Origin of the sequence: Acinetobacter sp. YH12142 (assembly GCF_013418435.1) — a bacterium.
Taxonomy (GTDB): Bacteria; Pseudomonadota; Gammaproteobacteria; order Pseudomonadales; family Moraxellaceae; genus Acinetobacter; species Acinetobacter amyesii.
In genome coordinates, this window is record NZ_VPCB01000007.1 from 152,420 (window position 1) to 177,794 (window position 25,375).

General features: G+C 42.1%; 24 protein-coding genes and 1 riboswitch. Of the genes, 12 read left to right on the forward strand and 12 right to left on the reverse strand.

Annotation, left to right across the window (positions count from 1 at the left end):
* Positions 1-3 precede the first annotated feature (3 nt).
* Entirely contained in the window at positions 4-762 is a 759-nt protein-coding gene (gene rlmB / locus FTU77_RS07580) for a 23S rRNA (guanosine(2251)-2'-O)-methyltransferase RlmB (protein ID WP_168378207.1), read from the reverse strand.
* 177 nt (positions 763-939) lie between these two features.
* On the reverse strand, positions 940-1,263 hold the full coding sequence (locus FTU77_RS07585) for a pyrimidine/purine nucleoside phosphorylase (protein WP_067763086.1): 324 nt from the start codon (positions 1,261-1,263) through the stop codon (positions 940-942).
* A 597-nt stretch (positions 1,264-1,860) separates the two neighbouring features.
* On the opposite strand from FTU77_RS07585, the gene recN reads away from it, so the two are divergent.
* Complete coding sequence (recN, locus tag FTU77_RS07590; RefSeq protein ID WP_078192568.1) at positions 1,861-3,522, forward strand: DNA repair protein RecN; 1,662 nt, start codon at positions 1,861-1,863, stop codon at positions 3,520-3,522.
* Between the two features lie 61 nt (positions 3,523-3,583).
* Here the strand turns inward: recN and FTU77_RS07595 are convergent, their stop codons facing one another.
* The gene (locus FTU77_RS07595; RefSeq protein WP_180055457.1) at positions 3,584-4,309 is read right to left on the reverse strand and encodes a hypothetical protein; all 726 of its coding nucleotides are present in this window, start codon (positions 4,307-4,309) and stop codon (positions 3,584-3,586) included.
* 308 nt (positions 4,310-4,617) lie between these two features.
* On the opposite strand from FTU77_RS07595, the gene FTU77_RS07600 reads away from it, so the two are divergent.
* Complete coding sequence (locus tag FTU77_RS07600; RefSeq protein ID WP_078189425.1) at positions 4,618-5,172, forward strand: YqgE/AlgH family protein; 555 nt, start codon at positions 4,618-4,620, stop codon at positions 5,170-5,172.
* Positions 5,165-5,608, forward strand: coding sequence for a Holliday junction resolvase RuvX (gene ruvX / locus FTU77_RS07605; protein ID WP_078192570.1), 444 nt, complete (start codon positions 5,165-5,167; stop codon positions 5,606-5,608). Before FTU77_RS07600 ends, ruvX begins: the two co-directional genes overlap by 8 nt.
* 105 nt (positions 5,609-5,713) lie before the next feature.
* On the opposite strand, the gene FTU77_RS07610 is transcribed toward ruvX, so the two are convergent.
* The 3 genes from FTU77_RS07610 to FTU77_RS07620 are packed head-to-tail and all read right to left on the reverse strand — an operon-like array spanning position 5,714 to position 9,050.
* Positions 5,714-6,718, reverse strand: coding sequence for an HlyD family secretion protein (locus FTU77_RS07610; protein WP_180055458.1), 1,005 nt, complete (start codon positions 6,716-6,718; stop codon positions 5,714-5,716).
* 33 nt (positions 6,719-6,751) lie between these two features.
* On the reverse strand, positions 6,752-6,958 hold the full coding sequence (locus FTU77_RS07615; protein ID WP_180022052.1) for a DUF1656 domain-containing protein: 207 nt from the start codon (positions 6,956-6,958) through the stop codon (positions 6,752-6,754).
* Complete coding sequence (locus tag FTU77_RS07620) at positions 6,951-9,050, reverse strand: FUSC family protein (protein WP_180055459.1); 2,100 nt, start codon at positions 9,048-9,050, stop codon at positions 6,951-6,953. The genes FTU77_RS07615 and FTU77_RS07620 overlap by 8 nt, the downstream gene beginning before the upstream one ends.
* A gap of 464 nt (positions 9,051-9,514) precedes the next feature.
* On the opposite strand from FTU77_RS07620, the gene FTU77_RS07625 reads away from it, so the two are divergent.
* The gene (locus FTU77_RS07625) at positions 9,515-10,291 is read left to right on the forward strand and encodes an IclR family transcriptional regulator (protein WP_168378212.1); all 777 of its coding nucleotides are present in this window, start codon (positions 9,515-9,517) and stop codon (positions 10,289-10,291) included.
* 230 nt (positions 10,292-10,521) lie between these two features.
* On the opposite strand, the gene FTU77_RS07630 is transcribed toward FTU77_RS07625, so the two are convergent.
* Positions 10,522-11,148, reverse strand: a complete 627-nt coding sequence (locus FTU77_RS07630; protein ID WP_180055460.1) for an alpha-ketoglutarate-dependent dioxygenase AlkB — start codon at positions 11,146-11,148, stop codon at positions 10,522-10,524.
* Between the two features lie 171 nt (positions 11,149-11,319).
* On the opposite strand from FTU77_RS07630, the gene FTU77_RS07635 reads away from it, so the two are divergent.
* Positions 11,320-13,116, forward strand: coding sequence for an ABC transporter ATP-binding protein (locus FTU77_RS07635; protein WP_078189432.1), 1,797 nt, complete (start codon positions 11,320-11,322; stop codon positions 13,114-13,116).
* Between the two features lie 58 nt (positions 13,117-13,174).
* Here the strand turns inward: FTU77_RS07635 and phoU are convergent, their stop codons facing one another.
* Both phoU and FTU77_RS07645 read right to left on the reverse strand, forming a co-directional pair.
* A complete protein-coding gene (phoU, locus tag FTU77_RS07640; RefSeq protein ID WP_078189433.1) occupies positions 13,175-13,891 on the reverse strand; it encodes a phosphate signaling complex protein PhoU in 717 nt (238 codons plus the stop codon).
* A gap of 83 nt (positions 13,892-13,974) precedes the next feature.
* A complete protein-coding gene (locus FTU77_RS07645; RefSeq protein WP_168378215.1) occupies positions 13,975-15,330 on the reverse strand; it encodes a TolC family outer membrane protein in 1,356 nt (451 codons plus the stop codon).
* A gap of 314 nt (positions 15,331-15,644) precedes the next feature.
* Here FTU77_RS07645 and FTU77_RS07650 point away from each other — a divergent pair, with 314 nt between their 5' ends.
* From FTU77_RS07650 to FTU77_RS07680, 7 genes are all read left to right on the forward strand, one after another.
* Positions 15,645-16,631, forward strand: coding sequence for a hypothetical protein (locus FTU77_RS07650; protein ID WP_180004716.1), 987 nt, complete (start codon positions 15,645-15,647; stop codon positions 16,629-16,631).
* A 102-nt stretch (positions 16,632-16,733) separates the two neighbouring features.
* Positions 16,734-16,860: riboswitch (TPP riboswitch) on the forward strand.
* 116 nt (positions 16,861-16,976) lie between these two features.
* Positions 16,977-18,872, forward strand: a complete 1,896-nt coding sequence (thiC, locus tag FTU77_RS07655; protein WP_180039954.1) for a phosphomethylpyrimidine synthase ThiC — start codon at positions 16,977-16,979, stop codon at positions 18,870-18,872.
* Positions 18,873-18,948: 76 nt separating this feature from the next.
* On the forward strand, positions 18,949-19,569 hold the full coding sequence (locus FTU77_RS07660) for an NUDIX domain-containing protein (RefSeq protein WP_180055461.1): 621 nt from the start codon (positions 18,949-18,951) through the stop codon (positions 19,567-19,569).
* Positions 19,570-19,579: 10 nt separating this feature from the next.
* A complete protein-coding gene (cpdA, locus tag FTU77_RS07665) occupies positions 19,580-20,383 on the forward strand; it encodes a 3',5'-cyclic-AMP phosphodiesterase (RefSeq protein WP_180055462.1) in 804 nt (267 codons plus the stop codon).
* A 209-nt stretch (positions 20,384-20,592) separates the two neighbouring features.
* Complete coding sequence (dksA, locus tag FTU77_RS07670) at positions 20,593-21,120, forward strand: RNA polymerase-binding protein DksA (protein WP_078189438.1); 528 nt, start codon at positions 20,593-20,595, stop codon at positions 21,118-21,120.
* Between the two features lie 4 nt (positions 21,121-21,124).
* Positions 21,125-22,042: a tRNA glutamyl-Q(34) synthetase GluQRS gene (gene gluQRS, locus FTU77_RS07675; RefSeq protein ID WP_373685816.1), complete on the forward strand. Its 918-nt coding sequence runs from the start codon at positions 21,125-21,127 to the stop codon at positions 22,040-22,042.
* A gap of 85 nt (positions 22,043-22,127) precedes the next feature.
* The gene (locus FTU77_RS07680) at positions 22,128-22,388 is read left to right on the forward strand and encodes a zinc-ribbon domain-containing protein (protein ID WP_078189439.1); all 261 of its coding nucleotides are present in this window, start codon (positions 22,128-22,130) and stop codon (positions 22,386-22,388) included.
* Here the strand turns inward: FTU77_RS07680 and ftsW are convergent.
* The 3 genes from ftsW to FTU77_RS07695 all read right to left on the reverse strand — a co-directional run bounded on the left by ftsW (position 22,377) and on the right by FTU77_RS07695 (position 25,351).
* Positions 22,377-23,573: a putative lipid II flippase FtsW gene (ftsW, locus tag FTU77_RS07685; protein ID WP_180035957.1), complete on the reverse strand. Its 1,197-nt coding sequence runs from the start codon at positions 23,571-23,573 to the stop codon at positions 22,377-22,379. The genes FTU77_RS07680 and ftsW overlap by 12 nt on opposite strands.
* Positions 23,574-23,594: 21 nt before the next feature.
* Positions 23,595-24,941, reverse strand: a complete 1,347-nt coding sequence (gene murD, locus FTU77_RS07690; RefSeq protein ID WP_078192580.1) for a UDP-N-acetylmuramoyl-L-alanine--D-glutamate ligase — start codon at positions 24,939-24,941, stop codon at positions 23,595-23,597.
* Positions 24,942-25,099: 158 nt separating this feature from the next.
* The gene (locus tag FTU77_RS07695) at positions 25,100-25,351 is read right to left on the reverse strand and encodes a DUF6587 family protein (RefSeq protein ID WP_180008057.1); all 252 of its coding nucleotides are present in this window, start codon (positions 25,349-25,351) and stop codon (positions 25,100-25,102) included.
* Positions 25,352-25,375: the final 24 nt, after the last annotated feature.

A 25,375-nucleotide genomic window follows, 5' to 3' on the forward strand; every position in this document is an offset into this window, starting at 1 on the left:
CTGCTATTTCAATTCATTATTACGTTGACGGCATGCTTCATACAATGCCATACCTGTCGCGACACTGACATTTAAGCTTTGCAAATTACCAGCCATTGGAATGTAAACAGTTTGATCACATTGCGCCTGCGTAATAGGACGTAAACCTGTATCTTCAGCGCCCATCACCACACATACACCCGTACCTGTGAAGTCAAAATTTTGAATCGGCAACGCTTTTTCATCTAGCATGGTGCCGACCACACGCACGTTAAAATCTTCTTTGATTTGAGCCAATGTACGTGCCAAGTTGGTCACCTGAATAAACTTCACTTTTTCAGCACCACCAGCAGCAACTTTACGGGCTGTTGGGGTAAGTGTCGCTGAACGATCACGCGGTGCAATCACGGCTTCAACACCCATGGCTGCCGCTGTACGAATGCATGCACCAAGGTTATGTGGATCTGTAATATGATCTAATGCCAATAGCAACGCATTTGGATTGGCTTGTAATAAAGCCTCTAAATCTTTTTCGTTCAAGACTGGATGTGGGCGTACAGCTGCGACCACACCTTGATGGAACGGTTGTCCCGCAAGTTTTTCCAAACTATCACGGCTAGCTTTTTGAATGCTGACACCAAACGGTTCTGCCAACTCAAAAATACGTTTTAAACGCTGATCATCACGTCCTTTTAACGCAAATAAAGTTAAAACGCGTTCTGGCTCAAGTTCCAGTAATGACTCCACTGAATGAACGCCATAATAATATTCCGGTTTCGCCATGAACGACCTCTAATTTGCAAACTTCGATAAACTTTTGAACAGGGTATGACACCCCTAGAGCACAGCTTAGGCTGCCAAAAAGAAAAATCCTGCAAAGCAAGCTTTACAGGATTTATGCTATGACACATAGTTTAACCGATTTGAGGTTAAAAAACTGTGCCTAAATTGATTGAATCGTTAGCCTTCTAAGTGGCACACATAATCCAAGACTTCGTCTGTTTCAATTTTAAAACGGCTATTACCTGGCACGTAGAACGATTGGCCCGCACGGAATAATTCGCTTTCTTCGCTATCTGCAATTTGAACACGACATTCACCTGAAATAATTTCCATACGTTCAGGTACATGAGTTTCAAAAGTCAGCGCTTGTTCAGTTGGAAGCAACACACCCAGTGTTTTCTTTGTTCCATCTTCAAATTGCACAGTATGGCTGATGCATAGACCGCCAAAATAAACATTTGATTTTTTGATTACCGATACATGATCAAACTGTGCTGACATGCGTTTTCTCCAGATAAAGCATATTTATAATATTTTGATCGATGTAGTTTAATTGTGCTGCAAAAACTAATCAATCTGTGTTGAAAACTGTGCGATAGATAATTACAAAAATCTGAGTACTGGATGTGCCCCTATTTCATCCCACCACCTCAACATTTAGAGTCTAAAACAAGCTGTGCCGTTGTACAAAATACTTTTTTGTTTCATCCACTAAAGTCCTAGTTAGGGTTGATCGAAACGCTGCAAACTCATTTCAAAAAAATAGCAGCGTGATGAATCATATTGGTGGATTTGAATGACCAAATCATGACGTTTTATGGCAATAACACGCTAGATTAAATACAAGAATACATACACAAACGTGTTTTGTGAGGACTTGGCAGGACGTTGGTGGTTTAAGCTCACGTTATGCAAGATCATTTACTCTTTGCATCACTACACTGCGTGCTTACGGCAGATACGAAACTAATTTCTTATTAAACTGAAATTTAGGATAGAATTATGAGGTTTTTCGTCATCTTAAAATAAAACTTGTCTTGTGACCAAAACAAAACTTAATTATCTTTAACTAGAACTTTTCGCAGCTCGGATGCGTTTATGCTGACACATTTAACTCTGATCAATTTTGCATTAGCCGACCATTTAGCCATCGACATTGAACAAGGCTTTAATGTCCTGACGGGTGAAACGGGTGCAGGTAAATCTTTACTTCTAGACGCATTATCAGCTTGCTTAGGTGAACGTACAGACACCAACTACGTGCGCTATGGATCAGACAAAGCCGATGTGACAGCGACCTTTAGCTATCAAGAGCACAGCCCTGAAGCGCTTTGGCTCAAAGAACACGAACTAGATGATGAGTCTGGCGAAATCCATTTACGTCGCGTGATTTTTGCAACAGGTCGCAGCAAGGCATGGATAAATGGACGTCCGAGCAGCTTGTCCGAGTTAAAAGAAATTGGCCGCTTATTGGTACAACTCTATAGCCAACACAGCCAACAACAACTCTTAGAACCGCCCTACCCAAAACATTGGCTAGATCGCTATTACAATTTTTATCAGCCTGCTCAAGCCGTGCGTGATGCCTATAGCAAATGGCAAAAGGACATTCGTCAGCACCAAGCAGCACTCGACGCCCAAGCAACACGTAAGCAACGGATAGAAACGCTTGAACTTCAATTAGAAGAACTTGAAGACCTTGTGCAAACGGACTACAAAGAAATCGAGCAAGAATTTGACCGTCTCAGTCATCATGAACATATCATGCAGGATTGTAGCTATGGTCTAAATGCCCTCGATGACGCCGAGCAAAATATCAATCAAGAAATGGGCGCGATCATTCGTCGGATTGAATCGCATGCAGGACGTAGTGAACAACTTTCTGAAATTTATACGTCGCTACTGAACGCTCAAAGTGAAATTGAAGATGCCACCGCAAATTTACGTCAGTTTATTGATCGTCAAAGTTTTGATCCTGAACGTATGGACGAATTAAATACCAAACTGGAAGTTTTTCATCGCTTAGCGCGTAAATATCGTACTCAGCCTGAAGATTTAAAACAAGAATACGAAGCATGGCAACTTGAGTTAGAGCAACTGCATCAGCTGGAAGATCCTGAAACGTTGGCAGAACAAGTGGAAGTGTCTCATCAAGACTTTTTAACCAAAGCACAGCATTTGGATGATATTCGTCGTGAAGCGTCTACCCCATTGGCGAAGCAGTTGACTGAACAAGTCAAGCAGCTCGCGCTCCCAGAGGCTCATTTTGAATTTAAATTTGAGCCTCTAGAACAAGCTTCAAGTGAAGGTTTAAGCTTTATTCAACTTCTGTTCACCGCAAACAAAGGGATTCCTGCTCAGCCTTTAGCACGCGTGGCATCGGGGGGTGAATTGTCACGTATTGCATTAGTCATGCAAGTGATGAATGCTGAAAAAACCGAATCCGAAGTGTTAGTCTTTGATGAAATTGATGTCGGGATCAGTGGCGGAACGGCAGAAATTGTCGGACGTTTGTTGGCTGATTTGGCGCAGCATGTTCAAATTTTATGTATCACGCATCAAGCGCAAGTTGCAGCACAATCCGATCAGCACTTGTTGGTGAAAAAACGTCAAACGGATCCTGCAAGCAGTACCATTATCGAATTAGAAGAAGATGATCGGATTCAAGAGCTGGCTCGAATGACCGGTGGTGTGGAGATTAGTCAAACGACCTTACAACACGCAAAACAGTTGCGACAATTAAAATTTCAACATAGTTAATTTTTGATGCTTTCAAAAAAGCCTGTGGATTAAAAACTACACAGGCTTTTTTTAAAGCATACTATTTGACAATCCCCTGATACACAAAGGCTTTCGAGCCTAAGCTATAGCGTAAATATTTATACTGCGGCTGATGTTGTTGATTGAGTAACATTACATCCACGTGTTTCGGACTGATTTTCAGATATTCATTACCGCTACGACGATCGGTTTCATAATGGCAGTCATAATCTACCGAGATTTGATCTAGTTTCTTTTGCTTAGTTTGAAATACATAAGATTTAAGTAACTGTTTTGGCCCAACTTCAACGGCCCTTAGATGATGTAATCCACTGCAATTATCACCTTTATAATAACTCTTCACCAAATATACGGTTTTATTTTGGATGTTGACCGGCAAAATTTGATTGATATAGCCTGAGTCAAATTGATCTAAATGTTGCGTTTTTCCCGTTGCATATTGCACATAGCTGCTCCACTCCCCCATGGTGCCTCCGCCAGACACATCAAAACTATAAAATTTAAGTTTTTTATCTGGTGAATATTGAACATGAACAAAACCTTGCTTTTCCAGTTGCGTAAATCCGTAGTGAAAACTACTCGGATCTGCCGCAATGACATCCACAATTTCACGTTCAATCGCTTGATTAACCTCATAAAAATTTAAGTTTTTATATTTTTTAATCACCTGAGATTCATGTTTTTGTAAGTCAGCGCTTCCTGCAAAGCCCGAAATAGGCAGGCTTGCACAGAGTGCCATCCCTATTATTTTTGAAAAATGTGTCATTGTTTTACCCTCAGTTTATCCTGCTATTTTAAGCAATCTCGGTCATCAAGCACGTATAACTTCTCCTCGCTTTTGTAGTGCTGTTGTTCAAATCTTAATTAATTTCTTCACGATTCACCGTATTATAGACCTGCCTGCACGATGAAGATTGTTATCATGTCCCTCACAGGTCGAGCATGACAAATATTGAATTTGCAGAAAAACTCATTGTTGAAAACTTGTGAGTCTAGTATGTTGATAAATACAACGTTATTCGAATGCAATTCACCCCAAGAATGAAACTTACCCCAATAAGGAGAAGCCATTAGGTGACTAAACAATACCTCACACACCGCTGCCTGATTGCTCCACCCGAAATGAACGATGAATTCTTTGCCAATACGGTGATTTATTTGGCTCGACATGATGAAGATGGCGCTCAAGGCATCATTATTAATCGTCCTTCAGGTTTACAGATCAAAGAACTCTTGAATGATTTGGAAATTGAGGCAGATAATGTGCATCCTCACGAAGTGTTGCAAGGTGGACCTTTGCGCCCAGAGGCAGGTTTTGTTCTTCATACCGGTCAACCAACATGGCATTCGTCTATTGCTGTAGGTGAAAATGTCTGTATTACCACGTCTAAAGATATTTTAGATGCGATTGCGCACAATGAAGGTGTGGGTCGTTATCAGGTGGCTCTAGGATATGCCAGTTGGGGTAAAAGCCAATTAGAAGAAGAAATTGCTCGGGGTGATTGGCTCATTTGTGACTCAGACATGGATTTAATATTTAACTTACCTTATGACGACCGCTGGGACGCTGCCTATAAAAAAATGGGCGTAGACCGCATGTGGTTATCATCTGAGATTGGACATGCCTGATTTACCACAATATCAAATGATTATGGCCTTTGACTTTGGCACACAAAAAACAGGAATGGCTGTGGGACAAGCCCTGATTGAAAGTGCAAATCCCCTACCACTCTTTCCCATGAAAGATGGCATTCCCAATTGGGATAATCTACTCAAGATTGTGAAACAGTATCAGCCGGATTTGTTTATCGTGGGTCTACCGCTCAATATGGATGATAGCGAATCTGAACTCTCCACACGTGCGCGTAAATTTGCACGACGTCTTCGCCACCAAACCAATATTGAAACCTTGATGGTCGATGAACGCTTAACGACACGTGAAGCGCGCGATGAATTAGATCATTATCAAGCCCAAGGCCGTGCGAAGAATCTTTCTGCCGACAGCCTTGCTGCAGCATTGTTTATTGAAAGTTGGTATCGAAACCCAGTGGGACTAAAGCCTTAAGCGCTTTCAACAAACAGGCAAATAAAAAAGCATCCGAAAAAGGATGCTTTTTTATGCGTAAAATTGATCACTCAATGCTACGCAAATGAAATGATTGGGGATAACTTAGTTTTTATCCACAATATGAATCGTGGTGGTTCGACCCGCGACAAAAGCCAACTGATCATGCGGCACTTCATCCAGTACAATTTTCACTGGTACACGCTGTGCCAAACGGACCCAACTAAAGGTTGGATTGACATTAGCCAGTAAACCATCAGTCGAGGTACGTTCACGGTCTTCAATCCCTGTTGCAACGCCTTGTACATGGCCTTTATAAACTTCAGAACTTCCCATCAGTTGGATTGTTGCTGGAGCGCCAACATAGATTTTATCCAGTTTGGTTTCTTCAAAATATCCCACAACATATAACTGTTGACGGTCAATTAAGGCCGCTACGGCTTGTCCGACTTTGACGTAATTCCCTGCTTTGAGTTCAAAGTTAGACAATGTTCCATCTGTTGGTGCAACCACTTCCGAACGTTTTAAATTCAATTCTGCCAAATGCAAACTGCTATTGGCCGCTTCAATCAGGGCTTTTTGCTGCACCACACTGGCTTTGGCTTGTTCAATCGCTGCCTGAGTTTGTTCATGCTCTGCATGTGATTGATCACGTACTGCAAACATTTGATCTTGTTCTTGTTTTGAAATCGCACCGTCCATCAAACTTGCATAACGATTTGCATTTTTATCTGCAAGATTAATATTGGCTTGTGACTTCACTAGATTGGCTTTGGCTTCAGCAAGCTGCGCTTCAGCCCCTGCCAGTCCTGCTTTGGCTTTCGCCAGGTCAGATTTGGCTTGCTCAACATCCAAAGCTTGACGTGCCACATCTATACGAAACAGCACTTGGCCTTTTTTCACTTGTTGGTTGTCTTGAACTAAAACGTCTGTGACCAAACCTGAAACATCCGATGACACTTGAATCACGTCACCACGTACCCGTCCATCACGCGTCCATGGTTCCGAATTGTAGTAGTCCCAAATATGTTTCAGCGCAATTAATGCGCCACATAGCACGATTATCAACAATACAGGCCGAACATATTTTCGGACATTCAAATTGGTCATACGATTACCTCAATCATTTCATTTTTTAGGGGCTTAGAACTGGCAGAAAATAAAGATTTCATGCACCAGCCAAAGCAACATCACAAATACACCCAAATAAAAAATATTGGGCATCGGCACCCAATCTGGCGCCATCCATCGGTCAAGCAAACTCATGATGACCCGCAATAACAGATAGGCCAATACCGCTTGAATCAATAGAATGGGCACATAGACGCCATACACATTTAGCTCACCCATGTTGTGCCTCGACCTGTAAATTATCTGGTGTTTGCTGTGTTAGGACATGACACAAACTGCTTTGAATATTGTTCAGTGAATACTGAATTCGATGCATAACATCGTCGTTTTCAAGACCCTGAACGGCCTGATTCAATCGTTGAATTCGCTCTACAATTTGCTGTTTCAAACTCATATACACATTCTTTTGCCCTTGTTCCATGGCACGAAAATAGTCATCTAAATCTTGTTGTAACTCTTCAAGTTCACTGACCAGTGCATCATTCGGATCGAGTTTATTCATGAGTTCTTGCAAGCGGGTCAAATCAATCACGGCACTGGCTTCCACCAAAGCCCACTCGATCTGTTGTTTCAAATTCCCTGATTGCACCATTTTGCTGTTTAGTATGCCGATTCGGTCCAACATACTGCGTAAATGCACCCGAAACGGTAAGCCGTACGGCAGATATAAAGCCTGACGCAGTGCTTTGTAGTGCTGTGAAAGTATGCGTTGGGCCGTCATATCCGGTGACATTGCTCGTACTAAATGAATAATAAATACCGAGATAATGGGTCCCAAAACCGTCCCAATCGATGCATCAAAGAAAAACACCTGATCGAGGCTAAAGCGGTTTTGAAAATTCAGTCCCATGATGGTGCCCATCAAAAGCGGCAAGCTGATCCCGACCAAAGGCGGATGTAAAAATAGCATCAGACAGAACATCACAAACGGTGCTAACACCACGATCAACTGCCAAAAAGCGGTCACATGCGGGAAAATGCCATTGGCGTAGATGAACACCATGAAAGCCGCATACATATTGGCGCGAATAAACATTTTCAATGCAGGAACAGGGTTATCCATTGCAGTTAAAATACAAGCACTGATTGCAGCCATTTCGGCCATCATAAATCCAGCTTTCCAACCACTAACGATCCAAAAACCCGTAGAAATTAAAATAATCAAACATGCAGACACCCCGCCACGAATAGCAACCCCCGCATCTCGGTGCAAAGTCGGATAATGACTATTGCCCAAGGCGGTCAGTGTGGCAGGTAAAGTGGAGTCGCCTTGCTGTACCCGCTGCCAAAGCAAGCGAATCGCATGAATATTCTGAATAAAATGCCGAATATCCATTTTTAGACTACCTAAAATCACCTGTTGTGATGGCAATGCCTGTGCCTGAATGTGTTGAAAATCTTGCTCAAACTGTTCAGGCAATTGATTAAGTTCACTTTCCTCAATCTGATGTTGATCTAATAAAAACGCGGCAATATGTTCATGGGCTTGCTTGAGTGCCGTCCGATAATGTGTGTCCAGACCATCTAATTGTTTCATCCGTTCAGACATGGCCACCAAGTTACTGACCAACAAACTCAACTGATGCAAGATTTCCTGCAATGGACGTGTCATGCCTTTTAAGGTGGATTTTTCATATGACAAATGCACCGCCATGACATGTATATCCGCGATATCTCGCGCAATATTGCCGAGGTTTTTTGAATAATTTTCTAGTTCGGCAGGCTCTAATAAAATCTGATCAAATATTTCTTTGGTATCGGCAAAGGTTTTGCTCACGCGTGTTTCGACTGCAGGGCCAATATGCATTGGAAATAATGTCGTGGTCACGATGGCACTACATACCACACCCACCGTAATTTCGAGAAAACGCCCCAAGGCCATATCGAAGATCGAAGCGGTATCAATAAAATACACGACGTTAAAACAGATAATGACCGTGGTATAACCCGCCAACATGGAAACATAACTACGAGGCGTACGGTCTAGCAGTGACAAATACAGGCAAAACCCAACCCAAACCGCTAAAAACACCGTAAACAGTACAGGCATGTGAATGAGATGTGGCAGTGCCACCACCGACACGGCCGCCCCTAAGAACGTCCCTAATACACGATACAAACTTTTTGAAGACGTCATCCCTGAATATGGATTCGCGATCACGAAAACGGTGCCAATCGCCCAAATCGGATAAGCCAAATTCAGTACAAAGGCCACATACAATGCCAACATGCCCGCGATGAACGTTTTGGTCGCAAAAATCCAGTCCATTTTATTGGGCCGAAAAGCGAGTATTTGTTTCGTCAGCAGCATGATGGATCTCGGTGGTTTGCTTTTTTTTAGTGAAAACGACCTCGTATCGAATGCTTAAACATTCGACAGCACAACCTGTATCACGGCACAGGAATGACTAGAAATTTCAATAAGTAAAGAAGCGATTCAAATCGTATTTCAAACCATTTGAATACAAAAAGTAATGTGCAACATTGCCTGCGCATCGAACAGATGGGCAATATTTATTCAATATAGGATATTTTCATAGAAATTTTGCTAAAAAAACAAACCAAAGTCAATAAAAATATCTTATTTTGATAATTCAACTATGTTTTAAATGAGTATTTCAGGTTTTTACTATGCTTTTATCAGGATGACCCAAGAAACCCTGTGATATTTCAGATTTGTTTCATTTCCAGTGTAGAAAATCGCAACATCAGGCCGAGCAATTTGTTATAAAGTAACTTAACGATTCATTTTTTATTGTGACCAAGCAGGTTCTTATGGCGCTTTCCAGTTTTGGTAAAATTCTCACCGTACTCGACTTATTTTCAGTTGCTCGTCCCATCATCAATGTCGACATTATTAGTGAAGAATTAGGCTTATCTAAACCAACGAGCTATCGCTATTTAAAAGAACTGGTTTCTGCTGAATTATTGCAGCGCCTCAGTGGGACTTCTGGCGATTACACACTGGGTTCAAAAATTGCTGTGCTTGATTTTATTTCTCGCACCACCGATCCATTGGTGCAAATTAGCATTCCCTTCATGAAAGAAATTGTGGAACGCACAGAGTCTTGTTGCTTATTGACGCATCTGAATATCGACTCTTGTATTGATGTGCATCATGAACTTTACAAAGACTATACTGCCTTGGCTTATGGTCGAGGTAGCCCGCGTCCGATGTATAAAGGCTCATCATCTAAAGTGATTTTGTCCCAGTTACCCAAGCAACGGATTTTAGATTATTACCACCGTTTTGCAGATGAATTATCTCAAGTTGGTTTTGCGCATAATGAAGAAGAATTTATGCTGCAAATGAAAAAGATTAAAAAGCAGGGTTATTATTTTTCCAATGGTGAAGTTGACCCGAATATGTCGAGCCTATCGATTCCGATTAAATTCTCCAGTAAAGAACCCCCACTTGCTTTGACCCTATTGGCGTCTAAAAATCGTTTTGATTTTATGAATTTTCAGAAAGTTGTAGAAATGCTGCAAGACTGTACAGCGCGTATTGAGAAAAAATACAGCAGTATGATGGAAGAATCGGACGCCATTTAAGCCTGATCTGTTTGCGCATAACTGATGCAATATTGTAAAGATGCTATTTAATTAATCTGATAAATCCATGTTGTTAATTGAATTTATTAATTATAAATTCCAGATATATTATCATAATATGATTATTGTTCTTTAGCAGTCATCTCAATCATGTGTTCCATGATTTCAGTTGATTGTCGCTATACTCTTCCTCAGAGAAAGAAAAAAGCTCATCTAGATATGGGCTTTTTTTATGGCTGTTGATCATAGAAATAACGAAAGGTTAAATTCACCCTCGGCTCGGTCACGTTCATCGACTTCATTAGGGCATGCTTCCAATACCGTTGGGTTTGCCCACGCATCACGATCAACTGTCCACTTTGCAGTAAAAGCTGTACTTTCTCTTGGGTGCTTTTATGTTTAAAGCAAAACTTTCGGCTTGCGCCAAAACTTAAAGATGCGATCACCACCTGCTGTGTGGGTGAAAGTAAAGACGGCTCATCATCACTATGCCACCCTACCGCTTGCGTACCATTTTCGTATAAATTGGCCAAACAGGAATTAAACGCCTGACCCACCCGTTGCTCAATATGTTGCTTTAAGCGTAGTAAAGCTGGATTCCAGATCAATGCCTGCTTTTGCATGCCTGAATAGTGATACTCATAATGGGCATCTCCATACCAAACCACTTTTCGCTCCGTTTGATAATACTGTCCATGCAAAATGACTTCATCATGCTGCCAAGCCAACTGCGTGAGGAAATAGCGTAAATATTTTTCACTGTCTTCAGCATTGAAGATCAGTCCATAATCTTCAACTTCACCATCATAGGGCAGCAGGTTTGCATGCGGTTCAGGCGCAAATAATTCAAAATTCATCGGTTCAACTCAACACTGTTAGGCGCAGCACCGTGATGCTGAGGTCGTGAGCACATTTAAAAATATCTTAGCTGAAAAACTCTCGTCACAAATCAAAACATTGTCATCGCTTGTCGCATTGAATTTTCAGTCTTAGACTAAAGCTCATATTCACAATAAAAATAATTGCTTATGAATCTGTGGCAACTTTTCCAAAAATTACGCCCATTCGTACAGCCATACCGCTGGCTGGTGGTCGTGACGCTGATCTTGACCTTAATTGGCTCACTCACGGCACAGGTGAATGCCCTGACACTCAAATATGCCGTAGACAGCATCAATCAGCTTTTGCAACAAGGTCTCGGTCTAGCCAATGGTTGGCATATATTAATCACCATCACCGTAGTCTTACTGGGAAAAGAAGTCATCAATGCCATCGTGCAATTTGGACAAAAATCGTTTGGTGAAAAATTACGTATTTTAATTTCTCAGGATTTGTCCCAAGGCATTATTGAAAAATTTATCACCTATCGATTGGCATTCTTCGATCAACAAGACAACCAAGCAGGTAAGCTCCAAACTCGAATTGATCGGGGTGTCAGCTCGCTCACACGATTGGTTCAAATCTTTTTTATTGATATTTTACCGCTTTTTACCAGTGCGATTATTGCACTGGGCTTAATGTATTATGCCAATGTTTGGGTAGGTGTGGTGGCCACAATTATTGTGCCGATTTATTTTTGGCTGACCTTTAAACAATCACAAAAACTGGCAGGCAAACGCCGTGCCCTACGCGATAATTTTGAAAAGAAAAATCAGGGTATTCTGAGTATTATCAACTCGATAACGGTCATTAAATCTTTTAACAAAGAAGCCGTCGAATCGAAAAAGCAATTAAATCTGCAAAAGTCACTGACTGAAAACCAGATGCAGACACGGCAAACCAGTTATATCTTTGACGGACTCAAAACCTTTATTGAACAGGTCGGTGTAGTGCTGATCATCATTCTGACGGCCTATTTTGTTTTGGATGGGCAAATGAGTATCGGGATGATTATGTATCACGTGTTGTTATTTAATAATGTCTCTGCCCCGATTCGCTCGTTACATCGTATCTATGATGAAATTAACTCTGCGATGATTTATTCAGAAAGCTTCTTTAACATCTTAGAAGCGGATCATGAAATTGAAACCAGTGGTACTGCCCAACCTCCGATTCAAGGTCAATTTGAATTGAGCAATGTCGACTTTAGTTATCCCAATGGTTTTCAGGCATTACACCGTATCAATATGACCATCCAACCAAATAAAATTACCGCCTTGGTTGGTTTATCTGGCGCTGGTAAATCGACATTAATTAGCTTACTGGATAAGTTTTATCATCCTCAAGCGGGCAATATCAAACTCGATGGCATCGATTTAGAACAGATTGATACACAGTATTTACGTGAAAATATTGGTTTGGTATTGCAAAAAAATCATATTTTCCCAGGTTCAATTTTTGAAAATATTCGCTATGGCAAAAGTACAGCTACAGAGCAAGAAGTCTTCGATGCAGCACGGAAAGCCTCGATCCATGATCAGATCTTAAAACTTCCGCATGCCTATGAAGCCGATGCTTTACTGCTCTCAGGTGGACAGCAACAGCGCATTGCCTTGGCACGCATGTTCTTGAAAAATCCGCCGATTATTTTCTTGGATGAACCGACTGCAAGTTTAGATGCTATCGCTGCTGAACAAATTAAAAATAGTTTGGATCAAATTAAGCAAGGTCGTACCGTCATCATGATTTCGCATAGTTTGTCGCAAATTATCGATGCCGATTACACCTACGTCATGAAAGATGGACAAATCGTAGAACACGGGGAGCATCATGATTTGTACCATCAAGAAGGTGCCTATAAGCAAATCTTCGATGCGATGGCGAAAAGTTTAAATATTGACAAAATTGCCCGGACTTTTGAGGAAGACGAAGAAACACATAGTTAATTTTAGACCGAAAAAAGCCCATCGTTTGATGGGCTTCGTTCCTCTTGATGTTAATCAATTAACGCTGAACTTTTTGCTCAATTTCTTCAACACTGGTGTGACGGACATCTAGACCTTTCACCATATAAATCACTTGTTCAGAGATATTTCGAGCATGGTCACCAATACGTTCAAGTGAACGCAGTACCCAAAGTACATTCATCACCCGAGTAATGTGGCGTGGATCTTCTATCATATACGTCATGAGGGTACGGGTTGCCGATTGGTACTCACGGTCAATATCGGCATCGGCCAAAAGGACACGTAAAGCCTGATCTACATCCAAACGTGCAAAGGCATCGAGCGCATCATGAATCATCACGCGGACTTGGTTGCCAATATGACGTGTTTCCATATAGCCACGCGGTGAACCACCCTCTTCACACAAGCTTTGTGCAATACGAGCAATTTTTGCCGCTTCATCACCAATCCGTTCTAAATCAGTGTTGGCTTTCGACATCGCAATCACCATGCGTAGATCAATTGCAGCAGGATGACGACGCGCCAAAATCAGAGTAAGCGCTTCATCAATTTCAGTTTCCATACGGTTCACCGTATTGTCTTGAAATTGAACATCTATCGCCATCGTTGCATCCGTATCCAATAAGGCATGAATGGCATTTGCAACCTGCTGCTCCACCAAACCACCCATGGTCATAAATTTGGTATGCACATCCTGCAACTCTTCATTGAATTGCGAAGAAATATGATGGTTTAAAACAGGATTATTAGGCAAAGCGAGTCTCCACTACAACGTGAATCGGCAGATTTTAGTGCCATATTAAAGCATATTGATTGTGAAACTTTTATGACCATGGCTTATTTCTTTAATAGGATCGATGGCTGATTTTTCTGATCGACCAACCACGCATTCATTTCCACTAAATCAGCTTCCGTTAATTTCCCAACGGAGGCTTTAAGTTGTAGAACATGAATTAAATAATCGTACTTGGAATTTAAATAATCTTGACGGGCTGAAAAAGCATTACGCTGTGCCAGTAGCACATCAACCATAGTTTTCAGACCTTCTTGGTACTGGGCTTGTGAAGCCAAAGACACTTGCGCGGAAGAATCCATTGCGGCTTTACGTGCCTGTAATTTACTTTGATCCGTTTCGACTTGCATATAAGATTTTTTTACATCGGTTTGTGCTTTTCGAATCGCTGCATCCACCTGTGCTTGGCTTTTTTCAACATTGATCGCTGCTTGCTTAATGGATTTCTGTGTCCGTCCACCATTAAACACATTCCAGTTCATTTCAATCCCCACCTGATCAAATTGACCATCTTGCGACATGATGGATTGTGGACTTTGCTTGTTATACCCATAGGTCCCTACCGCTTCAATCTGAGGATATAAGGCGGCCTTTTCAACGCGTTTACCATCTTCCGCATAACGTTGTTGCATACGCGCTTGTAAAATACCTAGATTCTGCCCCTGAGCCAGTTCTTCCCACGCTTGCACATTGTTTGGAATCGGTTTTTCAAACTGAAAATCTTCACGTAACACCGCCAGATTTTCTCGATATGGCCCAATCAATTGCTGTAATTGTTCCTGCGCCAAAACCAATTGAACATTGGTCGCCATACGGTTGGCCCGCGCATTTTGATATTGAGCATTGGCTTCGCTGACGTCACTTTTTGCCACCAAGCCTTCTTTTAATTTAGCATTCATCATGCGCAGCTGTTCAGATAGCGCCTGTTCTTCTTGTAAGTTGGCAACCGTCAATGCTTGCTGACGTAGGACATTAAAATAAGCTTCAGAGACATTTAAAATATGATCTTGTTTTTGAATCCGCAGATTGATTTCACTTAAGTTAATTGAGGTCTTGACTTGCTTCAGCCCTTCCCATGCATCCCAACGAAAAATGGGCTGACGGGCAGTGAGCGCAATTTGTCTTGTTGTGGTGCTGTCTGGCATGATCAGCCCGGCTTGAGCGCCGCTTTGGTTGGAATTTTGATTTTTTCGGGTCACATTTCCGGAGATTGTTACCGTCGGGAGTAAGTTCCCATTGGCAATCCCCAAATTCAATTTATCCGCTTCATATTGTAGTTTATTGGCTTGCCAATTGGGGTCTTCTTGTTTTGCACGTTCATAAGCTTGCACAAGATCTAGCGCACACGCCCATTGACTCGTGAAAAGCAAACAAAGACCCACCACAACTTTTTTGTTCATTTTTTTTGTAAATTCCTAATATTCAAATACCCGAGATTGAATATTCAAGCCTAAAACTAAGCAGATACTAATCATATCCTTGCAAATTTCCGTATGATTTTTATTAATTTTTTATATCAAATGCGACAAAACCGGATAATTTCAGTCGTTTTCAGACACTACTCACAACGCTATAACAAAGAACTGTACAATAGTACACATATTGCACGTGTTTCATCTATAAAATAGTCAACATTCCATCGGACAATACCACTTCTATAGCGCATCGAGTTCCTGTGTCAAAATTTTTTCAGCTGCCTGCAAAGTTTAGTGCAATGTTTTTATGTTTCAGTATGTTGAATGGATGCCAACAACAGCCTGAACCACAACCTGCACCAGAGTTTCCCAACAATAAGACTGTTCAAAAAGAAGCAGTCGATTTGTCTTTGCTGTGCAAAAAACTGGAAAAAAACATGCTGGAAATTGATGATCAACGCACAACTTTCGCTTTAGAACAAATCAACCAAGATCTCAAAGTCTGCTTACCGCTGTTAAAAGCGGACGAACAAAAAAAATTACTGCGCTTGTCCAATCAAATGTATCGCAACTTTTTACATGTTGAACGTACGGCTCAACAGCAAATGGCGTTCGAACAATTTGCCTTTGATATGGCTCAGCATCCCACCATTCAACAAAATCATTATGAGCAGCTCACTGCCCGAGATCAGTATTTACTGAAACATAAAGGCCAAGCTTATGTGGAGTTGTTCGATGCAGGTGAAGGACAATTACGCTATCGCCGCAGTCCTGAATATTTAGCCAAAATTTTTGCGCCTTATATGGAAGAATCTGAGCAAGTCTTTATTGAAAAACTGGCTGAACAAAATGCACAACCTGCCTTGCTGCAACAAAGTTTAGCCATTGAGCCACAAGAGATTGCGACACGTGCAATTTTTTGGGAAGACTATCTCAAACAATATCCAGATAGCCCCTACAAAAAAGATGCACAACAATTACTATATCAATATAGCCAGTTGTTATTTATTGGTTCGGCACATAGTCCAGTTTCCAATGACTTTTCAGACCGCCTCAGTATTCAAGCCAGTTCTTTAGAAGAAATTGAACGCTTGGCTCAATTAAAAAACTCCAAATTGGCAGATCAGGCGCGTTTATTTTTAAAATTATTAGATCAAAATACTGCTGCATCTAATCAGCGATCAGAAGCGCAGCTGTTGAATTTAATTGGTGTCCGCAATCCTGATCCGCATTATAAGAAAGACTGTTTTAGTGACGCCATCTGTGTAAATCAGTCCTCTACTTAGCCAATGCAAGTTCAATTGCACATGTGCCTAGCCAAAATTCTGCACTGCAAAATCGATGAAAAATAACACTGTTTTAAAACAGCCTTCATGCTAATATCCGCACAAAGCTTGACGGAGCGCAGGTAATTTCCTGCTGAGATCATCTAAATTTAGTTCGCTAAATTTAAGGATGAGTACCGTTGAACCTGATCAGGTTAATACCTGCGTAGGAATCAAGCCATCTAAAAACTTAAGCCCTTCTTATCTCTTGGTTTTACGCCTTTATTTTCAGGTGAATCCATCAGATAAACTGCCACGTTTTTGGTCGTGCTTGATTCGTTGATGTCATTCATAAGGATCATCGCAATGAACCAATTAACGAATCTCACCGCTTCAGATCGCGCTGCTCAACATGAACAAGATGCTAAAGATCTCACTCGTATTCTCCCCGCGTCAAAGAAAGTCTATATCCAAGGCTCACGTCCAGATATTCGCGTACCAATGCGTGAGATCAGCCTTACAGATACGCCTACAGGTCTGGGTGGAGAAAAAAATCTGCCGATCATGGTCTATGACACCTCTGGTGCTTATACTGACCCCAATATTCAAATTGACCTAAATCAAGGTCTACCCAATGTCCGTGAATCTTGGATTGAGTCACGAAATGATACGGAAATACTCGATACCCTAACTTCAAAATTTGGGCAAGAGCGTCTTCGAGACATCCGTACTGCAGAGATTCGTTTTGCACATATTTCAAAACCGCGTCGCGCTCGTCGTGGACACAATGTCTCTCAAATGCACTATGCCAAACAAGGCATCATCACCCCTGAAATGGAATACATTGCGATTCGTGAAAATCAGCGGCAGCGTGAAGGTGTCGATATGCGCCAACATGCCGGTCAAAATTTTGGCGCACGTAATTTAACTGAAATCACCCCAGAATTTGTACGTCAAGAAGTGGCTGAAGGTCGTGCGATTATCCCTGCCAACATTAACCACCCTGAATGTGAACCGATGATTATTGGACGTAACTTCTTGGTGAAAATCAATGCCAACATTGGTAACTCAGCGCTCGGCTCAAGCATTGATGAAGAAGTGGCAAAAATGACTTGGGCAACTCGTTGGGGCGCTGACACCATTATGGATTTATCGACAGGTAAAAATATCCATGAGACCCGCGAATGGATTATTCGCAACTCACCTGTACCGATTGGCACCGTACCGATTTACCAAGCTTTAGAAAAAGTTGACGGTGTCGCAGAAGACTTAACCTGGGAAATTTTCAAAGACACACTGATTGAACAAGCCGAACAAGGTGTCGATTACTTTACCATCCATGCAGGTGTGCTGCTTCGTTATGTCCCACTCACAGCCAACCGTTTAACAGGGATTGTGTCACGTGGCGGATCCATCATGGCGCAGTGGTGCTTAGCGCATCATGAAGAAAACTTCCTGTATACGCATTTTGATGAAATCTGCGAAATCATGAAAGCCTATGACGTGTCATTTAGTTTAGGTGATGGTTTACGTCCGGGGTGTATTCAAGATGCCAACGATGAAGCCCAATTTAGTGAATTACGCACCTTAGGTGAATTGACTCACCGTGCATGGGAGCATGATGTACAAGTCATGATTGAAGGCCCAGGCCATGTCCCAATGCACATGATCAAAGAAAATATGGATCTACAACTCGAGGTTTGCAAAGAAGCACCTTTTTATACCCTTGGGCCGCTCACCACCGATATTGCCCCGGGCTATGACCACATTACCTCTGCGATTGGTGCGGCAATGATTGGTTGGTACGGCACCGCGATGCTGTGTTATGTGACCCCGAAAGAGCACCTTGGTCTACCAGATAAAAAAGACGTCAAAGATGGCATTATCACCTACAAAATTGCAGCCCATGCCGCAGACCTTGCCAAAGGTCATCCCGGTGCGCAGGCCCGTGATAATGCATTATCCAAAGCACGCTTTGAATTCCGCTGGGAAGACCAATTTAATCTGAGCTTAGACCCTGATACAGCACGCAGCATGCATGATGAAACTATGCCGAGAGAAGCACATAAATCGGCCCATTTTTGTTCCATGTGTGGACCTAAATTTTGCTCGATGAAAATCACACAAAATGTGAGAGATTATGCAAAAAATCAGCAAGATATGCAGCTTTCTTCAGAATCTAATCCTGAAATTGAGACAGGTTTACAAAGCATGAAAGCGGCCTATCATGAACATGGTCAAAAGTTGTACCATAAAGTGTAAAGCTTAAAAAAAATCTTTTGTATTCAACAAAATCTCGGTTAGGATGAAATGGAAGATTTCATCCTAATTAGCGCTTATGAATATTATTAAACAGGCCACATATAACAAAAAAGATTACAGCATTGAAGGGCGTGAACATCTTTATAAAGGCTTTATTCAAGTTGAAAAAGTTCAGCTTCGACACCGCTTATTCCATCAAGACAGCATGATTCCAACCATTCAGCGTGAATTGATTCATCGTCCTGAAGCAGCAGGTGTGCTGATCTATAGTCATCAACAACAAAAATTTGCCTTAATTGAACAATTCCGCATTGGGGCGATTGATGATGAAACTTCGCCATGGCAACTAGAGATTATTGCCGGCGTGCTCGATGGTGATGAATCTGCTGAAAGCTGCATCCGCCGTGAAAGTTTGGAAGAATCAGGCTGTGAATTAGATGCACTACAGCATTTATTTAGTTTTTATCCCTCTGCGGGTGCCTGCGCGGAATTATTCCACCTTTATAGTGCTGAATCTGAACTTCCCGAACATGGAGGAGTCTTTGGCATGCCTGATGAAGGAGAAAATATTCAATTGCATATCTTAAACTATGCTGATATTCCTGAATTATTAACCAATGGTCGGCTAAAAAACGCACCTGTCATTATGGCCTTGCAATGGTTACAACAACAAATACATACTACAAGGAATGTCTAAGGGGAAGGACATGACTTTAAGGGATACACCACAATACGACTGGACACTGATCCAGATCTCGGACACACATTTAATGGATCAGGAAGATCTTGAATTTGTCCGCATGAATCCAGAGCAGAGTTTTCACGATGTGATTCAACAAATTCAGTTGAACCATCATCACATCGATACGCTTGTCCATACTGGCGATCTTGCACAAGTGCCGGTAGAGCGTACCTATGCGCGTTATCTCGAATATATGCAACAGCAGCCGTTTCCGTTTTATCAGATTCCAGGGAACCATGACGAAGCGTCTTGCTTCCCATTTCATCAACAGGAAGATCGTGCTCACTGCATCGCATTAGGCAATTGGTGTCTGATTTTACTGAACAGTGCGGTTAAAGGAAAAGTGGATGGTTGGGTATCACAACAGCAGTTGGAACAATTAGATCAGTTACTCACAGCACACTCACAGCAACACATCATTGTGGCATGCCACCACCACCCTTTTGCCATGCAATCGCATTGGATAGATCAGCATAAACTAAAGAACGCTGAACATCTCATAGATGTGCTTTCACGCCATGACAATGTCAAAATTGTACTATGCGGACACGTACATCAAGACTCGTCTAATCAATGGCGCAATATTCAGTTTTTATCGACGCCTTCGACCAGTGTTCAGTTCAAACCGCATAGTGAAAATTTTGCCTTAGATGAGGCTTTACCAGGGTATCGTGCACTCTATCTGAATGATAATGGTGAATTTAAAACTGAAGTTGTTCGGGTCAAATTGAAACAACCTCAAATTAATGTTGAAATTTCAGGTTATTAACTTTTCAATTTGATTTTTTTGCTTTACTTTATGGCTTCTAAAGGAAAAGTGATAGTTAGAATCCAAACATCAAAGACTATCAATAAGCAGAAAAAGTCTATATGATGACGACCCCCACAGAAGGAAACTCTGTGTTGGGTGGATAAAAAACTTGCATATCACCATATTTTTTGCGTATAGATATATGCATATGATGAGGAATGCCCTACATGGCGAATGACAACCAAAATCAAGTCTTAGACGAACAAACTGATGTAGTAGACGAAAAGTCTACCAAACGCGTGCGCAAATCAAAGCCAAAGGCGACTGAAGGTGGTTCTACTGCAAGCTTATTTGGTATTGAACCTTATCAGCCTAAAAAGAATGAAGAATACATGTCTGAAGGGCAACTTGAGCATTTCCGTCACATCTTATTGGCGTGGAAAGCTGAGTTAATGTCTGAAGTAGACCGTACTTTGAATACCATGCAAGACGAAAATACTGCGCTTCCAGATGTGAACGACCGTGCAACGCAAGAAGAAGAATTTGCGATTGAACTTCGTACACGTGACCGTGAACGTAAACTGATCCGTAAAATTGAACAATCAATTGAAGCGATCAAAAATGATGACTACGGTTTCTGTGAAACGTGTGGTATCGAAATTGGCTTACGTCGCCTAGAAGCACGTCCAACAGCAACTTTATGTATCGACTGCAAAACACTTGCAGAGATCAAAGAGAAGCAAAATAACGGTTAATTCTGTGTTGAGTAATTCCTCTCTAGCCCTCCCTTTAAAAAAGGGAGGGAAAGTTGCAGAGCATTACGTGGGTCGGTTTGCGCCATCGCCAACCGGCCCTTTGCATTTTGGCTCTTTAATTACAGCAGTCGCAAGCTACTGCGATGCCCGTGCCCATCAGGGGCAATGGGTCGTTCGTATCGAAGATACCGACATTCCACGTATATTCCCCGGCAGCGAAGAACACATCTTACGTTGTATTGATGCATTTCAATTCGAACCAGATACCGAGATCATTTTCCAAAAAGACCGCCTCGAAATCTATGAGCAAGTCATTGCACATTTGTATTCCCAAGACTTGATCTATGCCTGTCAATGCACCCGAAAAATGCTTGGTTCAAATCATATCTATCAAGGCACATGTCGTAATCTTGGCCTTCCCCTTCAGGATCAGGCCATTCGAATCAAAGTCGATGCACAGAACATTTGTTTTACCGACCGCTTACAAGGGACGCATTGCTCCAATCTGCAACAAGATTTGGGCGACTTCGTCTTAAAACGCCGTGATGGCATTATCAATTATCAACTTGCTGTCGTGGTGGATGACTACCTACAAGGGATGACCCATGTCGTACGTGGAGCTGATCTTTTGGACAATACCGAACGTCAAATTTGGCTCGGACAGGTTTTGGGTTATCCACGCCTTGAATACATGCACTTGCCATTGGCAATGAATAATCAGGGACAAAAACTGTCAAAACAGAATATGGCTCAAGCTCTTGATTTAAACCAAGCAGCACCTTTATTGCAACAAGCATTGCAGGCCCTACATCAACCGCCAGTCGACTTAGACACGCCGCGCATTATGCTACAACAGGCGATTGCGCAGTGGGATATTCAACAAATTCCCCATGGCACAGCATTGCCTCAAATCTATCAATAAACCCACATCCCTATCTGAGCCAATCACTCGATATTCAATTGAATTATGCTTTAATAAAGTGATCAATTGACCATTGGAGAGCCTAATGTTTTTTATTTTTGGAGTTGGTCCGAAAACCAAAGTCATTGAAAAGAGCCAATTTACTTGCCCTGTCTGCCGCAGCAGAACTCAGTATGAGTTGAAACAGCAACGTAATTATTTTTCTTTATTTTTTATTCCATTGATTCCACTATCTAAAGCCAAGGCGAGCTTGGTCAAATGTCTCCATTGTGGAACGGAGATGCCGGCGAGTGTACTCCACCATGCATCTCCCGATCCGCAACGAGATACGAATTTAGAAGCTTGATTCTTCTTTACTTGGGTTCACTTCTTTGGTCGTCGCATCGATCTTTAAGATCAGACTCACCATAACCGCACAGATAATCAGAGAAGACCCTCCATAACTAATAAACGGTAAGGTCAAACCCTTGGTAGGAAGCATGCCCATGTTCATGCCGGCATTCACCAAAATTTGCAGCAAGAAGATAATACTAATGCCATAAGCCAAGTAGCCTGCACGTAAGTATTGATGACGTAAAGCACGATGACCAATGCGAATACAGCAGATCAACATCACAAATGACAGCGTCAATACGGTCAAAATCCCAAAGAAGCCAAATTCTTCGCCCAAAACCGCCAACATGAAGTCAGTATGAGCCTCAGGTAAATACGACATTTTTTGAATACTATGACCCAAGCCGACACCAAACCATTCACCGCGACCAAAAGCCATTAATGCATTCGACAACTGGTAGCCTGCGCCTAATGGATCATTCCATGGATTTGAGAAGGACATCAAACGTTCTAAACGATAAGGTTCAAATAAAATCAAGAACACAAAGGCCATGATGATCGCACCAAAGGCAATTGCGAACTGAATCAACGGTGCTCCTGCGAGGAAGAATACCCCTAGCATGGTTAAGGCAATCACCACCGTCGCCCCTAAATCGGGCTCAGCCATGACCAAACCGACAGTTGCAGCCATAATCACTGCCAAACGTACCAAGCCCTTGATGTTATTGCGGACTTCTTCGGCACGCCGTACCACATAGTCTGCGGTAAATATCGCCATCATGACTTTGGCGACTTCCGAAGCCTGTAAGGTAAAACCTGCGATCCGAATCCAACGCTTAGAACCATTGACTTCAGTACCTACCGCCAAAACGGCAGCTAACAGGACAATGGTCACAATCCATAAAAAGAAGGTGTTGTTAAACCACACATTTAACGGCACTTTATAGGCGATATACGCAGCCATGGCGGCAGCGGCAATCGAAATCCCGTGTCGTGAAATGTAATGGAAGGCATTTTCATGCATGCGCTCTGCATAAGGCATCGAAGCAGATGCCACCATGATCGACCCAATACACAACAATGCCAAAACACAGAACATTAAAACATTGCGCACGTTGACCTCGGCAGGTAACCGAGGAATCCAACGCTCTACAACTTCATTTATTCTATTTATGGTCGTCTGAGCTAACCCAGCCATACAACTTTCCTTATCGTTCTTTTAAACGAGTGCATTCACACAATCAACAAATTGGTGTCCACGCTCACTGTAACCTTTAAACATATCAAAACTTGCGCACGCTGGAGACAATAACACCACATCATTGGCTACCGCATTTTGTTGGCACAGCTCAACCGCTTGTTTCAAACTTTCAGCATGAATCAGCGTGGTTGTCCCTTCAATCGCTTTTTCAATAATTGGACGATCTTCACCAATCAATACCGCAACTTTGGCATATTTTGAAAGTGAATCACGCAGCGCAGTAAAGTCCTGCCCTTTGCCTTGACCACCTAAAATAATCGCCACTTTACCGCCTTTGGCTTCAATCGCAGCACCAAGACCATCAATTGCAGCTAAAGTCGCACCAATATTGGTGCCTTTAGAGTCATTATAATAACGAACACCATGCACTTCTTTGACAAATTCACAACGGTGTTCTAAGCCTTTAAAGGTTTTCAAGGTTTCCAACATGCCTTCTAGTGGCAAACCAATCGCTTCACCCAAAGCCAAACATGCCAAGGCGTTTGCCACATTATGAGTCCCTTGGATATACATGTCCGCACTTTTCAGTAAACGCTCACGACCACGCGCCAACCAAATTGTGCCATCAGTATCGCGCAGAATACCGAACTGATTCATATCTGGTGCATTTAAGCCAAAGCTTTGCATTGGGGTGACATCTGGAACCAATGGACGTGTTAATGAGTCATCACGGTTATACACCACTTTTTTCACCGCTTGGAAAATACGATGCTTCGCAGTGTGATAGCCCATCATATCGCCATGACGGTCCAAATGGTCTTCGCTCATGTTCAACACAACAGCAACCTCTGCTGCCAAGTTCGACGTGGTTTCTAATTGAAAACTTGAAAGCTCTAAAACATAAAGCTCAGGATCATCTTTGGTGAGATCCAAAGCCGGTCGACCCAGGTTACCACCCACTGCCACTTTTTTGCCTGCATCTGCTGCCATAAGACCAAATAAAGTTGTTACGGTACTTTTCGCATTCGAACCTGTAATCGCGACAATTGGCTTATCTGTCGCACGACGTAAAATTTGAATTTCAGAAACCACAGGAATATTGGCTGCAATGGCCGCCTGAATTTGCGGTAATTTTGGATCTAGCCCCGGGCTGATAATAATTTCTTCTGCTTGGAGTAATAAATCTTGATCCAACTGACCAAAACTGGTTTGTACATCACTTGGAATTTGATCATGACCCGGTGGGACTGCTCGTGAATCGGTGACTGCAACGCGGTAGCCATGGCTATGTAAGAAATTCACTGCGGAAACACCAGAAATCCCTAATCCGGCAACAACCTTCAATCCACCACGCTGTATTAACATTTTCGCCCCATTTTTTGGTCGGTTTTTAAATCTGACAAAATGTTAGCACTTTGCTGTTTTGAATGCTTTTTATGTTTTCACTTTCTCGCAGTTTTTTTGTGTCCGCTCGTAAAAAACCGCCCATCTCGGGCGGTTTCTTCACGCAACGGGCGGTGAGCTTATTTCCACTTCACCGCTTGTACTTCAGCTTTTTTTGCAGATGAATTATCCGAAGCTGAACATCCACAACCGCCTGCACAGCCTGCTGCCATTTTTGGCTTTAACCATTTGGCTAGACTGTTCCAACCACGGTTTGCACAGTGCTCAGATAAAGTTGTGAAGACTGAGTTCGATGTTTTTGGAAATACCTTCTTAAACACCACGACAGCACTCCAAATCACCAATACCGCAATAATTATTGATTCAAGCATGTCTCTCTCCTTTGTTCAGCTTTT